The 14,265-nt window shown below is 47.1% G+C and carries 11 protein-coding genes and 1 tRNA gene; 9 read left to right on the top strand and 3 right to left on the bottom strand.

Going from position 1 to position 14,265, the window contains the following annotated elements:
- Nucleotides 1-198 precede the first annotated feature (198 nt).
- Nucleotides 199-729, bottom strand: coding sequence for an EF-hand domain-containing protein (locus tag ACYVB1_RS05075; protein WP_460921227.1), 531 nt, complete (start codon nucleotides 727-729; stop codon nucleotides 199-201).
- A gap of 574 nt (nucleotides 730-1,303) precedes the next feature.
- On the opposite strand from ACYVB1_RS05075, the gene ACYVB1_RS05070 reads away from it, so the two are divergent.
- The 4 genes from ACYVB1_RS05070 (at nucleotide 1,304) to ACYVB1_RS05055 (ending at nucleotide 5,233) form a co-directional block, all read left to right on the top strand.
- Nucleotides 1,304-1,669 (top strand): hypothetical protein, encoded by a 366-nt coding sequence (locus ACYVB1_RS05070; RefSeq protein WP_460921225.1) that lies wholly within the window; start codon nucleotides 1,304-1,306, stop codon nucleotides 1,667-1,669.
- 156 nt (nucleotides 1,670-1,825) lie between these two features.
- Complete coding sequence (locus tag ACYVB1_RS05065; protein ID WP_460921223.1) at nucleotides 1,826-2,992, top strand: sigma-54-dependent transcriptional regulator; 1,167 nt, start codon at nucleotides 1,826-1,828, stop codon at nucleotides 2,990-2,992.
- Nucleotides 2,993-3,224: 232 nt separating this feature from the next.
- Nucleotides 3,225-4,568, top strand: a complete 1,344-nt coding sequence (locus ACYVB1_RS05060; protein ID WP_460921220.1) for an MATE family efflux transporter — start codon at nucleotides 3,225-3,227, stop codon at nucleotides 4,566-4,568.
- Between the two features lie 89 nt (nucleotides 4,569-4,657).
- Nucleotides 4,658-5,233, top strand: coding sequence for a DUF922 domain-containing protein (locus tag ACYVB1_RS05055; protein ID WP_460921217.1), 576 nt, complete (start codon nucleotides 4,658-4,660; stop codon nucleotides 5,231-5,233).
- Between the two features lie 78 nt (nucleotides 5,234-5,311).
- On the opposite strand, the gene ACYVB1_RS05050 is transcribed toward ACYVB1_RS05055, so the two are convergent.
- Entirely contained in the window at nucleotides 5,312-6,841 is a 1,530-nt protein-coding gene (locus tag ACYVB1_RS05050) for an FAD-dependent oxidoreductase (RefSeq protein WP_460921215.1), read from the bottom strand.
- A gap of 211 nt (nucleotides 6,842-7,052) precedes the next feature.
- Here ACYVB1_RS05050 and ACYVB1_RS05045 point away from each other — a divergent pair, with 211 nt between their 5' ends.
- Entirely contained in the window at nucleotides 7,053-8,114 is a 1,062-nt protein-coding gene (locus ACYVB1_RS05045; protein ID WP_460921349.1) for a PA0069 family radical SAM protein, read from the top strand.
- A gap of 314 nt (nucleotides 8,115-8,428) precedes the next feature.
- Here the strand turns inward: ACYVB1_RS05045 and ACYVB1_RS05040 are convergent, their stop codons facing one another.
- Complete coding sequence (locus ACYVB1_RS05040; RefSeq protein ID WP_460921213.1) at nucleotides 8,429-9,301, bottom strand: manganese catalase; 873 nt, start codon at nucleotides 9,299-9,301, stop codon at nucleotides 8,429-8,431.
- 320 nt (nucleotides 9,302-9,621) lie between these two features.
- On the opposite strand from ACYVB1_RS05040, the gene ACYVB1_RS05035 reads away from it, so the two are divergent.
- The 4 genes from ACYVB1_RS05035 (at nucleotide 9,622) to ACYVB1_RS05020 (ending at nucleotide 13,313) form a co-directional block, all read left to right on the top strand.
- Nucleotides 9,622-10,416: an FRG domain-containing protein gene (locus tag ACYVB1_RS05035; RefSeq protein WP_460921211.1), complete on the top strand. Its 795-nt coding sequence runs from the start codon at nucleotides 9,622-9,624 to the stop codon at nucleotides 10,414-10,416.
- A gap of 87 nt (nucleotides 10,417-10,503) precedes the next feature.
- Entirely contained in the window at nucleotides 10,504-11,631 is a 1,128-nt protein-coding gene (locus ACYVB1_RS05030) for a hypothetical protein (RefSeq protein ID WP_460921209.1), read from the top strand.
- A gap of 574 nt (nucleotides 11,632-12,205) precedes the next feature.
- A complete protein-coding gene (locus ACYVB1_RS05025; RefSeq protein WP_460921207.1) occupies nucleotides 12,206-13,099 on the top strand; it encodes a transglutaminase in 894 nt (297 codons plus the stop codon).
- A gap of 142 nt (nucleotides 13,100-13,241) precedes the next feature.
- Nucleotides 13,242-13,313 (top strand) — tRNA-Glu (locus tag ACYVB1_RS05020).
- Nucleotides 13,314-14,265 lie beyond the last annotated feature (952 nt).

Genomic DNA, 14,265 nt, shown 5'->3' with positions numbered 1-14,265 from the left:
ATCATACTATTTTACATTCGCCGCTTTATTTTTGTACGGAGACAGCAACGGACGAGGTTAGCATAGCATATGGGACTGATCCTTTCATGTTTCTGAAAGGTGTGGTGTGAGGAAAGGTATTTTTCATAAGCACGACAAATAAAAAAAGGCTTACAGGTACTGAACCTGCAAGCCTTTTTTAACTGAACCAAACTCTTACTAGAATCTGTAATAGGTATTGTTAAACCTGTTATAATCGGCCGCAGTCATTTGCCCCGTACCGCCTGCATCTAACTGGTTGAAGGTTCCATCCGTGAACTCACGCTCCGAAAGGTTTCCATTCTGATCAGCGTCCCAGGTATTGTAAAAATCATTCGAAGCATAGCCGGCGTTAAACTCCTGCTGGTTTAAATTTCCATTCTGATCGGCGTCCCATGTGCTCCAGTTGGTGTTGTTAACCCTGAAGTCTGCTGAGGCTCTGTTAAACTCATTCTGGTCGATGTTACCGTTCCTGTCCGTGTCCCAGGTGTTAAAGGCATCCTGGTTAAACTCGTTCTCATCAAAAGACTGGTTTTGGTTTACATCCGAGTTCTCGAAGAGGTTACTGGCTCTGTAGTCGGAGTAAAACCTGTTATTGTCAAACCGTTCCATCTCCTCCTCATCGTCGTTACATGCTGTAAAACCTAACACCGTAGCGATGCAAAACAATGTGCCTATCTTTCTCCACTTCTCCATGTAATTTGCTTTCATAATGTTCTAAGAATATTGTTGTGTTGTTGTAAAAAGCAGCCTCTTCAATAGGTATCTGTTTGTATTTCAGATTATACCATATTGCAGACAACTACTAGATGGTACGGCGTTTCCAGATTTTTTTTTAAGTTTAGCGCTATAACGGGTAGTAATACGGATGAGATTGGTAAGAAATCAGAAAGAGATAAAAACTACTTACCAGTGCTTGAACATGCAGCCAGGAAAAATCATTTTTGCACCTGTTGCAGTTATTGCAAGCTGCTTCTAAAATTAAAATTTGCCCTTCCCCAAACAGTAATTTCCCCCCTCCTACTGAGGCTGAAAATTCAATCCGTTAAAATCTTTTCTATTTATTATGGAGCAACTTGATAAAAGTTAAAAAAAATTTAACAATGTTTGAACCTCTGTCTACTTACAGATAAAGCACTTTTAGTAGATTTTTTTGGTTAAGCCGGGTACCTGTTCAACTTAAGATTGTGAGATAATTAAAACTAAACGAAGCTGTTACAAGTATTACCCTTGCTACTAATACCACATTTTACCAATTCGATTTTACTCACAAAGCTTAAATTTTATGGAATGTATTGATCTTCGAACAGGATTTATGATGCTGTCCTTTAGAAGTCTGAAGGAAGTGGAGCGGGCAAAAACCTTGTGCGAATCCAAAGGCATAGGTGTTGCCTGTGCACTAGCCTTTGATGACATAAAGGAAGAAGAAGCTAGTCATTATGTGAAGCATGTATCGCACAATGGAAATGACATGTTTTGCAACTACGGCAACCAAAGTATTGAAGGCCTTTGCAAGACAGCGAAGGAATCTTTGAATACCGCCATCCAGTACGTGGAATCATTGAATGGCTACCAGGGAGGGTACCTGTTAATTTACCAGAAAGAAGAGCCTTTACTAAAAGCTACCGAACCAGCGGTAGCCCACGCCTGAATCATCATTTAAAAGACGTTATACTTTGTTTGCAGGAAAGGTTTTGCACAGGCAGCCGCTATGGAATCGGAACAGGTTCTTTTTCGTAAAACCGAACAACCGCCTTGACAAGCAGTTTAAATATGTATATACTTATCCTGACAACAAAATAAAACTATGCCCAAAGTATTAATAGTAGATGATGAGCGGGCCATCCGGAGCACACTGAAAGAAATACTTGAATTTGAAAATTATACAGTAGACGAGGCCGAGGATGGCGAGAAAGCACTGCAACTGCTGGGCAGGTCGAAATACGACGCAGTGCTTTGCGACATCAAAATGCCTGGTATGGACGGAATAGAGGTGCTGGAAAAGGCAATGGAAATTTCGCCGGACTCCCCTTTTATCATGATATCAGCCCACGGCACTATAGACACAGCCGTGGAAGCTACAAAAAAAGGAGCCTATGATTTTCTGCAGAAGCCGCCCGATCTGAACCGCCTGCTGGTAAGCGTGCGCAATGCACTGGACAAATCAAACCTGGTAACGGAGACGAAAATTCTAAAAAAGAAAATCTCCAAAACCTACGAAATGGTGGGCAGCTCTGCAGCGCTTGGTCGCGTGAAAGGTGCGATTGAAAAGGTAGCACCCACTGATGCCCGTGTGCTGATTACGGGTCCGAACGGCTCTGGAAAAGAACTCGTGGCACGGGCCATACACGAGAACAGCAACCGCAGCAACGGACCGTTGATTGAAGTTAACTGCGCCGCTATTCCCAGCGAGTTGATTGAGAGTGAATTGTTCGGCCACGAAAAGGGCTCTTTTACTTCGGCTGTCAAACAACGCATTGGCAAGTTTGAGCAGGCAAATGGCGGAACGCTGTTTTTAGATGAGGTAGGTGACATGAGTCTTTCGGCGCAGGCCAAGGTGTTGCGTGCCCTGCAGGAACACCGCATAACGCGCGTTGGTGGCGACAAAGACATAAAGGTGGATGTGCGGGTTGTAGCAGCAACAAATAAAAACCTGCTGGAAGAAATAGAAGCCAAAAACTTCCGGGAAGACCTGTACCACCGCCTGGGCGTTATCCTGATTCATGTGCCGCCGCTCAACGACCGCCGCGAGGATATTCCGGACCTGGTGCAGAAATTTCTCACCGACATTGCGAACGACTACGGCAATAAACCTAAAACCATTACGCCCGAAGCCTTACAGTTTCTGCAGCAGCTGGACTGGCGCGGCAATGTGCGCGAACTCCGCAATGTGGTAGAACGCCTTGTTATCATGAGCGGTCATGAAATAACGTTAGAAGACGCTCAAACCTACGCCCGGCCGGTGGTATCGTAAGAGAATCAGCTTACTTCATTCATCAATATGAAAGAACGAACACAGCCACTGCTGCTTCATTGCGGCAGTGGCTGTGTTTTTGTAGGTGCTGTGTAAGACATTATTCTAAACAGGCGGGTGTCATTACATCGTTCGTTCCCACCTCCTTCCCTGCACATACTACTGAATTAAGCACACCGCATCCGGAGAAAAGCGCTACTTTTGCGGGCCGAATAAGAATTTACCGCAACGCATGGATACCTTCACCTATAAGCAACATTTTTCCAGGAATTTCACTCTTGCCTATCCTGTCGTGTTAAGCCAGTTGGGACATATTATGGTGAGCGTGTTCGACAGTTTGATGGTGGGGCAGATTGGCACTTTGCCCCTGGCAGCCGCCTCGCTTGGCAACAGCATCTTCACCATTACGCTTGTGTTCGGGCTTGGCGTATCCTACAGCATTACACCGTTGATAGCGGCGGCAGATGGCCGCAGAAATTATACCCGGATTTCGTTGCTGTTGCTGAATGGCCTGGTATCAAATGTACTCCTGGGCATCCTGCTTTTTATTGCCGGTTATTTTCTCTCCCCCTACATCACTCTGCTGGAGCAACCACCCCGTGTAGTGGAGCTGGCAGTGCCTTACATCAACATACTGTTCCTTTCAATGGTGCCGCTGATGGTGTTCCAGGCCTTCCGCCAGTTCGCTGAGGGTCTCTCTTTGACAAAACAGGCCATGTGGATTTCAATCGTTGCAAATTCTTTAAATATTTTGCTTAATTATATTTTAATTTTCGGTAAATTAGGATTCGAGCCAATGGGACTGGTAGGTGCCGGCTGGGCAACACTTATCTCGCGTGTGGTGATGGCCATGATGATGGTTGGGTATGTGATGTATGGAAAGCGATTTGCTGTTTACCGTCATTTCCTGCGACTGCGCCATCTCTCCTTCATCCACATGTACCGCATCTTTAAGCTGGGTTTGCCTATATCCGGGCAAATGATCTTCGAGATGGGGGCCTTCAGTTTCTCTGCTGTCATGATTGGCTGGTTGGGAGCCAAAGAACTGGCTGCTCACCAGATAGCCATCAATGTGGCCTCCGTTACTTACATGATGGCAAGCGGCATTGGGGCAGCAGCCACCATCCGCGTGGGGAACCAGAAGGGATTGGGCAATTACAGGGCCATGCGCATGGCAGGCATCAGCAACCTGGTGATGGGTGCCGGGTTCATGGTCTGCAGCGGGTTATTGATGATACTGGGAAATGAACTTATTCCCATACTTTACATAGATGACCCGGAGGTGATTCGTATTGCCTCTTCCCTGCTTGTGATTGCGGCACTGTTCCAAATCTCTGATGGAATACAGGTGGTGGGCCTGGGTGCTTTACGCGGACTGGAGGACGTAAAAGTACCAAGCCTCATCTCGCTGATTGCTTATTGGGGAGTTGGTTTGCCTGTAGGGTATTTTCTGTGCTTTAAAGTTGATTTCGGGGTAAATGGCATCTGGATGGGGCTGCTGACCGGTTTATCGGTTGCGGCTGTTCTGTTAACCTTCAGGTTCCAGACACTGAGCCACCGCCTGATACGCAGCTAAGGTACAGGCAAAAGGCTTTTACTTGCATCGGCTTTTCCATGGCTCGTGAACTGTTTGTTTAGCATGTATAAACTTTTAGCCAAAGTAAAATGTACACCTTTACCTTATTCCTGTCGCTGTGGGCAAGAATATTGCTTCCCCTCCTCTTTCCTGACGCTACTGCTAAGAAAGAAAACGTATATGCCCCTGTAGCAGAAACCATTGTAGTTGATCAAGTCACCTGGTCTGATAACCGCCGTTTGTCCTGGGACGACTTCAGAGGCACACCTGATGATAACAACCCGCACCATGCCTTAACGGCGGCAAATCTTGCCGTGAACGCCAACTGCAAAAACCAGGGGTTTACCTATCAGGTAAACTGTGTGTTTCTGCCAACCGAGTCCTGGTCTAAGAATAAGAAATCAAAGCAATTGCTGGAGCATGAGCAGCTGCACTTCGACCTGACGGAAGTGCATGCCCGGTTGCTGCGCAGGCAGTTAAAAACGCTGGATTGCGGTAACCTGAAGGAAAAACTCAATAGCACTGTAAACAAGGCTTTCTCTAAATGGAAGGCGGAGCAGGATGCTTTTGACAAGGCGTCCAAACATGGGCTGAACGCGGAGCAGGAGCGTTTGTGGGCGAATAATGTTGCGCAACGTCTCAAAGCGCTGGAGCCTTATAAGTAAGCCTTGAGAAAAGGCAGCAAAAAAAAGAAGCCGCTGTTGTGTCTTACAACAGCGGCTTCTTTTTTTTATAGGTTTCCGTTACTTTATCGGGTCCAGGTCTCCGGTTGCCGGACCCGTTATCACTTTGCCCAGCGGATCGTAGCGGGAGCCATGGCAGGGGCAGTCCCAGGAGCTTTCCACCTCATTCCAGTTTACCACGCACCCCATGTGCTTGCAAACAGCCGAAAACCTATGGCGGATGCCGTTCTGGTCACAGTACACGGCTATCTTGTGGGTGCCCTCCCTCATAATGGCACCGGTGCCAGGCATAATCTGCATCGGATCGTCTACTTCTCCAGGCGTTACATAGTCTTTAAACTGCGCCATCACATTCACATTGTGCTTCATGTAGTCACCCGCCGACTTCAGGCCGCTTCGGGATGGATCATATAGGGCCGCCCAGGGATTGTCGCGACCCATAATCAGGTCGTTAATGATCATGCCGGCCATGGTACCGTGTGTGGTGCCGTGGCCGGAGTCGCCGGTGGCAATGTACACATTGTTGTCGCCGGGGTTGCGGCCAATATAAGCCAGGCCATCCACCGGCTCAAACACCTGCCCCGACCAGAGGTAATCTACTTCCGTCGCCATCGGAAATTTCAGGCGTGTCCAGCGCTCCAGTTCCCGGAAGTGCTTCATCAGATTATCGTCCTGGCCTGTCTTATGGTCTTCTCCTCCTACAATTAAAATATCATAGTCTATGTCCTCTCCTTCGCTTCGCTGCAGCCGCACGTAATGGTAAGGCTCTTCCATGTCCCAGAACAACGCGTCCGGCACGGCGTCCTTCGGCACCCTTGCGGCTATCACATAGGTGCGGTAAGGAACCAGCTTGGTATGCATCGTCACTTTATCATTCACGGGTGTGTTGGTGGCTACTATCAGATGGTTGGCTGATACCGCATGACCTGTCTCCGATACTACCGTAGTGACGGGCCCTCTCTTGAAGTCGACAACATGGGTGTCGGTACAAATTATTCCTCCTTTATCTATGATGGCACGCGCCAGCCCCGCTATATACTTCATGGGGTGGATACGCCCCTGGTTTGGGTAATGAAGGCTGGGGAGTGTTGTCAGTGACGGTACAGGACTCTCCTTCCGCAGTATAACTTCATCCCAGCCCATTTGCTGCAGCGCTTCTAGCTCTTTTAAAACCAGTTTCTCCTGCTCATGGTCGTTTGCCACCAGGTAGCCGTCAACGCGGGCAAAATCACAGTCGATGTTGGCGTCCTTCGCTATGGCCTCTATTTTATCTATTGCTGCGGCATGGCTCTGGCAAGCAAGCTTAGCACCAGACTCCCCAAAAGTTTGTATCAGGTTGTAATACTGATCGTCAAGGGCATTGGAAAGATGAGCCGTAGTCCGGCTTGTTTCACCGCCGCCAATACTTTTTGACTCCAGAACAACAACCTTTTTTCCTTCACTTGCCAACAGGTAGGCCGCTGTGAGCCCTGTTATACCTGCACCAACCACACACACATCACAGGCTAAATTCTCGCGCAGATGCTGCGTGCTAGGTAGGTTTATGTTTTTCTCCCAGATGGGTAATGTGGCTCCTGATTCTTGTTTCATAGTTTTTGTTTTTGGCACTAACTGCAGTTAAAATAGGCTTTGTGCAGGCAAAAAGCCTGTTGAATAGGATTACGGTGTGGCGGGGCTTATGTTGCTAAAGCCAGTTATCGCGCTTATGGAACCTTTTTTTACTTCTTACCGAATTCAACACTAAACCTTTTTGATATATTTCTTAGCAAACTAATTAAATTAGCAATAAATTAGCTGTATGATGCAAGCGGAGGAATATTTAAAAGGCAGGGGCGCCCAGTATAACCCGGCCAATCCTTATCTGAAACAGGATTATGTGTCGGAGCATGTAGAGGGCCTGGATGAGCCGATGCTGTCCAACTCCGGTACCACGTTCTTTACGGAAAACCCTAAAAAAATAGTAAACAAAGTAGAGAGTCCGGACCTGGGGCTAGGCTATTCCATGAACCCCTACCAAGGCTGCGAACATGGCTGCATTTACTGCTATGCCCGCAACTCACACCAGTACTGGGGCTATGGGGCAGGCCTTGATTTCGAAAGAAAAATAATAATAAAGGAAAATGCGCCTGAAACGCTTGCAAGGCAACTGGAAAATAAAAACTGGCAGGTAATGCCGATTATGCTGGCCGGAAATACCGACTGCTATCAGCCAATTGAGGCAAAGAAAAAACTGACCCGACAACTCCTCGGCGTACTGCTGCAGTACCGCCACCCGGTCAGTATCATTACAAAAAACGCACTCATACTACGGGACCTTGATCTGCTGCAGGAACTAAATAAACTGGACCTGGTACACGTTAACATCAGCATCACGACGCTGGATGAGAAACTGCGGCAAAAGATGGAACCCCGTACTGCCTCGGCAACAAAAAGGCTGGAGGTAGTGCGCCAGCTAAGTGATGCCGGGTTGCCTGTCAATGTAATGGTGGCACCTGTCATTCCGGGCCTCAACGACTCAGAAATTCCTCATATCATCAGGCTTTCAGCAGAGGCAGGCGCCTGTAACGCCGGCTACACCATTGTGCGCCTGAACGGAAGCATTGGCCCCATCTTCGAAGACTGGATACGGCAGGCGTTTCCGGATAAAGCAGAAAAAGTGCTGAGCCAGATAGCTGACTGCCACGGCGGAAGCCTTAATGACAGCCGCTTTGGCACCCGCATGCGTGGCGAAGGCAAGTTTGCAGAGGCAATTGCCACCCTCTTCAGGATGAGCAAGCAGAAGTATATGAAAGGCCGAAGCACCAGGCCTTACAACCTGAGTCATTTCTGCACCCGCAGCGGGAAGCAACTGGGTTTGTTCTGAGAGAACAGAAGCGCGTACCGATGCAGCATCCACATAGGAGCTTTTTTGTATACTACATACTTGCCACACGTACTTTCACTGTTCACAGACTAGTCAGTGAGAGTTATACGCTTTCAACATCTTCTCCATACAAGCTTAAACCCGTCAGTTGAACTGCTAGCTTTTATATTGTTGAACTTTCGTTTTTCCTGTCAGGATTTCCATACCCGGATTGCTCCTGGGCTGCGCGTTAAATCTCCTTAGAGAACGGCATAAAAAAAGCGGGAGGAATTTCACTCCCCCCGCTTTTATACAAGTATTACCCTTCAAAAAACCTATAGGTTCTTTTTTACTCTTTTCAACAAGCCTTCGGGTCCAGAACCCATCATCTGTTCTTTCTGAGCATGGCCTTTTGGAGCTGGCGCTGCCAGTTCCGGCTCCTGTCCGTGTGGTTTCGCCAGCACGTACTTAAACTCACTCTTGCCGTCAATGGACTTTCCTTCTGTCCAGCGTTCGTTAATTTCCGGCTTACACTCCAGCTGCGTAGACATAAAGGTATAGTTAAACTCTTGGTTCTCCATTGTCTGCGGGAAGCTGTTTGGAATCGGGTGCACGGCTTCTACACCGCCAAGATCCTCAAGCACGGCCAGCCACTGGTTCTGGTGCATCGTATCGCGGGCAATAAGGAAGGACAGCATGTCCTTCATGCCTTTGTCATCTGTTGCCTCCCACAAGCGAGTAGCCAGCAAGCGACCAGTAGACTCCGCCATCACGTTGGCATACATGTCGGCGGCAATATTTCCGCTGCCTACCACCCAGGAACCGTTGAAAGGAACTCCGTTCGAGTCAACTGGCATGGCACTCATACCGGCAGATAATACGTGGCGAGGGTTCATACCTCCCATAATAGCACCAACAATCTTATCTTTGGCCATCTCTTCCTGCAGAGACTGTGGTGCCCCCTCCAGGTTCAGGGCAACTGCTGTAGCCAGCATTTCAATGTGTGCCATTTCTTCTGTTCCCGTCTCCAGCAACATATCACGGTACTTCGAGTCGCCCCTGAAGCCCCATGCCTGGAACAAGTATTGCAGGCAAACTCTTATCTCTCCCTCTATTCCGCCAATGGCCTGTTGTAACATATTGGCAAAAGCTGGGTTTGGTTTATCAACTTTTACCGTGTACTGAAGTTTGTTATCATGATAAAACATAGGTATGGTATTAAAAATGAAACATATCAGAAATTACGCGCTCACTACCTATCTGTTCCCTATATAGAAACCGCACTATAGAAAACAGAGTTAGTGCTAAAACTTATAATCATTTATATAAATAGTACAATTAATTAATATTCAAAGGTACAACATTAATCTTTTAATTTACTCATATTCAATATTTTATACAATAAACACTGTAGTAATAATCTCCCTCATCAACCCTGAAGTGGAATAGCAGGTGTAACATATAACAGGTATTGAAGTATGTATTCGCAGAGCATAATTTTTTTAAAATTTAAAGCGTAAGCACAGAGATGGAACTGGGAAAAGACATTGTAGTGGAGAGTTGGCTGGAGTTGCAGAAGGTTCTGTTTGACCATAGCTGGGATGAGAACATCCACCGTTTCCGGTCCTCTTTCGTGTACCGCGGAACTTGGAACAAGAGCTTTGACCTGAGCACCAGTATTACGCGCATTGGCAACCAGTACGACAAGCTGGAGCCACACCTGCTCCGCAACTTCCGCAAGTATGCCTATGACACCTCTAACCCCACCGGTGACTCTATCTGGAACTGGCTGGCTGTTGCCCAGCACCATGGCCTGCCTACCAGGCTGCTGGACTGGACCTACTCTCCCTACGTGGCGCTGCATTTTGCAACAGCAGACTTGTCGAAGTATGATCATGATGGCTGTGTGGTGTGCATCAACTATGTTAAAACAAGCGAGTATCTTCCTGTGCCGCTGAAGCGGGTATTGGAAGAGGAGGGCTCTAACGTGTTCACGCCCGACGTATTGGAACCTATCGCCCCCTCGCTCAAGGCACTGAAAAGTTTTAAAGAAGAAGAGTTCGTTGTTTTCCTGGAGCCACCTTCCCTGGATGCACGCATTGTACACCAGTACGCCCTGTTTTCAATGATGTCGGATGTGAAAGCAGAACTAAGCCAGTGGCTGAAGCAGCACCCGGACCTTTATTTCAGAGTGATAATACCGGCCTCCCTGAAATGGGAAGTGCGTGATAAACTGGACCAGGCGAACATTACAGAGCGGGTGCTTTTCCCAGGGTTGTCAGGTCTCAGCCAGTGGCTGAAACGCCACTATACCCATTTCTGATTTTTTCTCAAAGTTCTATAGCTTATTGTAGCAGGCTATTCGTAAAACAGCTATATTCAGCACCACTTATACCCAAATATTAAATTGATGAATCTGCGCCGACTGTTTTGTGAGAATACCCTTCTGCACAACACACCATTATCCCTGGGCTACAGGACCAGTACAGGTTTCCGAACCAGGAAATATATTTCCAAAGCAGCTGCCTTGCTTTGTGGTCTCATGCTGACAAGTGCCTGCACCCAGGACCGTGACACCAGCTCATCCGTTATTGCCACTGCCCAGGCGGATACAATAGAAGGCAACTCTCCTGCCGCACCGGCAGATACGGCGGCAATGGCAACAGACACCATGGCCGCTGCTCCTGCTACGGAACAGGCACCAGTGCCAGATACCGCTGCTTATGAATACCCAGGGCCGCGACCTTTACCGGGCGCTATTCTGCCTCAAAAACGCATTATTGCTTATTATGGCAACTTACTCTCCAAGCGCATGGGTATTCTGGGGGAGCTTCCCCCAGACCAAATGCTACAGAAACTGGATGAGGAAATAGCGAAATGGGAAGAGGCAGACCCACAGACACCTGTGCAACCAGCTCTCCATGCCATTGTGGTAACAGCGCAGGGGCATCCGAGTGCGGGCGGAAAGTACCGTCTTCGCATGGCCGACAAAATGATTGACGACGTGCTGGAGATTGCAAAGAAACGTGATGCTATTGTTTTCCTTGACATACAGGTAGGACACAGCACGCTGCAGGAAGAAATTCCGGCGCTTGAAAAATACCTGAAGTTGCCACATGTGCACCTGGGCATAGACCCTGAGTTCTCTATGAAAAGAGGAGCCGTGCCAGGTCGCCGCATCGGCACCTACGATGCTGAAGACATCAACTATGCCACCAAGTACCTTGCTGATTTAACAAAAGAGCATAACCTGCCGCCTAAAATACTGGTGGTGCACCGCTTTACGCAGGGAATGGTAACAAACTATAAAAACATCAAATTAAGGCCGGAGGTGCAGGTAGTGATGCACATGGATGGCTGGGGTGGTCCAGTATTGAAGAAAGACTCTTACAGGGCGTATATTCAGAAGGAGCTCGTTCAGTTTACCGGCTTCAAGATCTTCTACAAAAACGACCTGAAAAGACCGCCGGGACGCCTGATGACGCCGGACGAACTGCTTGCTTTAGAACCAAAGCCCCTCTACATTCAGTATCAGTAAGGCTCTGAGCGTGGGTTGCTTTGTGTACGAAGCTTTCAAAGCAATATCCTAAGCCCTGAAGCCAACATAATGGTGTACCTGCACCAATTGTTTTTTCTTCTGAATTGAACGACAGCGCCACCTGTTTTAAATAAGCAGGTGGCGCTGTTGCTTTAAGCCCCTGCCCTAATGAACACCACGTGCTGCAGGCTATGTACTTCCTTCTAATACTTCAGTTTCCCCTCTAAATACCCTTATAATGTGTAGGCTTCTACAGGTAAAACCTGTCCTGCTGGGTTAGCCGAACTTCAGGCGGGCCTGAAGCAGCGAAGAGACCTGCCGCAGGCGTTCTTTCAAATAAAAGCAGCCCCTGCAGAGACCAAAAAATTTTACTCCGGAAAAAGGAATTTTTTCCGGCTAAAAATCTTTAAATTATATACATACCTACCGCTTATAATAAAATCAAAAAAAAGCGGCCGCTGCGTAAAAAAAGGAATGTTTTTTGCGTTAGTATTCATAAACAGCAAGAAGCTTTGACACTGCTTATATAAGCTTTTATTTGCCTATATCGCCCAAAATATTAAATTAGGAACATATGCTACAGTTTCTACATTCTTTACGCCTAACGAACTTTGCAGTGCGGTTCATCCAGATCCTCATTGTGTTCCCGATGGCTGTGTTGCTGAGTTTCTATATTCCACCCTATAAATCCCTGGATTATGAGCTGCACTTCCTGCTGTGCCTCATGATTTCTGCTTTTATTTCTGTACTTGTTAACCGTTACAGCCCAAAACTAACACTGCTCCTTTTTGTGAGTATTCTGGGCTTGTTTGGCTTTAACAGCACGTTCAAGAACCAAACGTTTGAAGGCATGTATGATGATTACAATGCCTTGCTTGTGAATATGACAAGCAACCCGCATAAGGTTTCCTATTTTAAGCCGGTGCGTGGCACTTATTTCCAGAACCAACGGGTAAAAAGTTCCATGCAACCGAACGACCCGAGAGTACGTGCCTTTGCTGTTGAGAACTCCACCCGCTACTTCCATGATGAATACTACCAGAAGTTTGGTAAAATGACACGCTACTTCTCGCTCTTCAAGCATATCCGCCTGAACTGGAAGTATGTGAACGATCCCTTGGGCATGGACTACTATTCTCCTCCGGTAGAAAGCATGGGCCTTCTGGCCGGCGACTGTGATGACTACGCTATCTTGATGGCATCTTCTGTGATGGCCATTGGCGGCGAAGCCCGGGTGGTAATATCCCCGAACCATATGTATACAGAAGTAAAGGTGGGCACTGTAGAAGATTTAGATAAGGTAAGTTATGCTATCCGTACGTTGTTCCCGGATGAGGTAGCCGGTGGCAAAATCCACTTCCACGAAACAGGTGGAAACCTCTGGATTAACTTTGACTATACCGGAAGTTATCCGGGCGGACCTTTCCTGGAGCCAGAGCTGTACAGCGTGATTTCTTTTGAAAAGTAAGGAGGCAGTTTACTGGGTATAGCATTACTTCATTTTTTCAAGCTGTAAATCAGGCCATTTATCGCTTTAGTGTTTTTTTTTCTGTAGAGCCTTTGTAATTAAAAAAACAGCCTCCTATATTTGCATCGCAATACAGCAACAAGGCCCGTTCGTCTAGGGGTTAGGACGCCAGATTTTCATTCTGGTAACAGGGGTTCGATTCCCCTACGGGCTACACGAAAGGCCCTCAGCAGCAGCTGGGGGCCTTTTTTCATTTGCTTCGGACACTATTCGGACACTAAAACCGCTACTGGTAAATTTAATACCTCTCAATGTGGCCAGTTATTATTTATTTGGAGGTGATAAAGCTTCTGTTGTTTGAACCCAACCTACTGTTGCCCCCGCCCTACTCCATGTACTCGCTTGACCAAACTCAGAACCGCCACCAGCTTTTCAAATCGCCGTTTCTCCTCCTTCAGCTTATAAAGCATCCTAAACTCTCCCACTTCCATGCTACAGTATCTAGTTTTACCGGTTACAGAATGTACAGAGATGCCCTCCTTCAGAACACCTCTAGCGCCCTCACGGAAGATTTGCGCCTCATTAAACTTTGTCTTCTTCAAGCCAATTCGTTTTGTTTTAGCACGATGAATTACCCGTGTTCTCTACTTTACAACGGTCCGTTTTTTCGGGGGGAGGTCAACTCCCAGTTTGCATTAGAAGAGTCTTTCAACAAGTGTAAATGATTTGTTTTAAAGTCACTAGACCATTTCTTGAGTTTTTCTTGAGCTTCTATTTCTCCGACCTGATCAACGTATTATACAATAAATACTTCATAATCTCTTAAATACCTAGCGTAATCTGTGATGGTCCAACAGATGTGCTACAGTTAGCAGGATCCAAAGAGTAGGATTTAACTCAGTTTTGAGAACCTAGCTCTTTAACTTCCACGCTGGTGCATGCACATTTTTCTTTCGAAACCCCTCCAGAATTTTTGAGAGGGGATTCCGAAAGAAAAATATTAAGGAAAGGCCTTTTACCTGCTTTACTAGTGTAAGACTTTCTGTAGAATATGAAAATGACCTAGGCTGCGTTGACAATTATAGCAGCAGTGTCATGGCTGCAGCCAGGTGCAGGAATGCCAGAAAGCTAGAGGCAGTCTTGTCGTATCGGGTGGCGATGCGGCG

Source organism: Pontibacter brevis (assembly GCF_054779655.1).
The sequence above is the reverse complement of the archived record's forward strand: the minus strand, read 5'-3'. Positions and strand labels throughout refer to the sequence as shown.

Bases quoted from the DNA above. Each gene is read 5' to 3' on its own strand.
- ACYVB1_RS05040 (WP_460921213.1), bottom strand. From the start codon at position 9,301: ATGTTTTATCATGATAACAAACTTCAGTACACGGTAAAAGTTGATAAA.
- ACYVB1_RS05065 (WP_460921223.1), top strand. From the start codon at position 1,826: ATGCCCAAAGTATTAATAGTAGATGATGAGCGGGCCATCCGGAGCACA.
- ACYVB1_RS05050 (WP_460921215.1), bottom strand. From the start codon at position 6,841: ATGAAACAAGAATCAGGAGCCACATTACCCATCTGGGAGAAAAACATA.
- ACYVB1_RS05055 (WP_460921217.1), top strand. From the start codon at position 4,658: ATGTACACCTTTACCTTATTCCTGTCGCTGTGGGCAAGAATATTGCTT.
- ACYVB1_RS05070 (WP_460921225.1), top strand. From the start codon at position 1,304: ATGGAATGTATTGATCTTCGAACAGGATTTATGATGCTGTCCTTTAGA.
- ACYVB1_RS05045 (WP_460921349.1), top strand. From the start codon at position 7,053: ATGCAAGCGGAGGAATATTTAAAAGGCAGGGGCGCCCAGTATAACCCG.
- ACYVB1_RS05030 (WP_460921209.1), top strand. From the start codon at position 10,504: ATGAATCTGCGCCGACTGTTTTGTGAGAATACCCTTCTGCACAACACA.
- ACYVB1_RS05060 (WP_460921220.1), top strand. From the start codon at position 3,225: ATGGATACCTTCACCTATAAGCAACATTTTTCCAGGAATTTCACTCTT.
- ACYVB1_RS05075 (WP_460921227.1), bottom strand. From the start codon at position 729: ATGAAAGCAAATTACATGGAGAAGTGGAGAAAGATAGGCACATTGTTT.
- ACYVB1_RS05025 (WP_460921207.1), top strand. From the start codon at position 12,206: ATGCTACAGTTTCTACATTCTTTACGCCTAACGAACTTTGCAGTGCGG.
- ACYVB1_RS05035 (WP_460921211.1), top strand. From the start codon at position 9,622: ATGGAACTGGGAAAAGACATTGTAGTGGAGAGTTGGCTGGAGTTGCAG.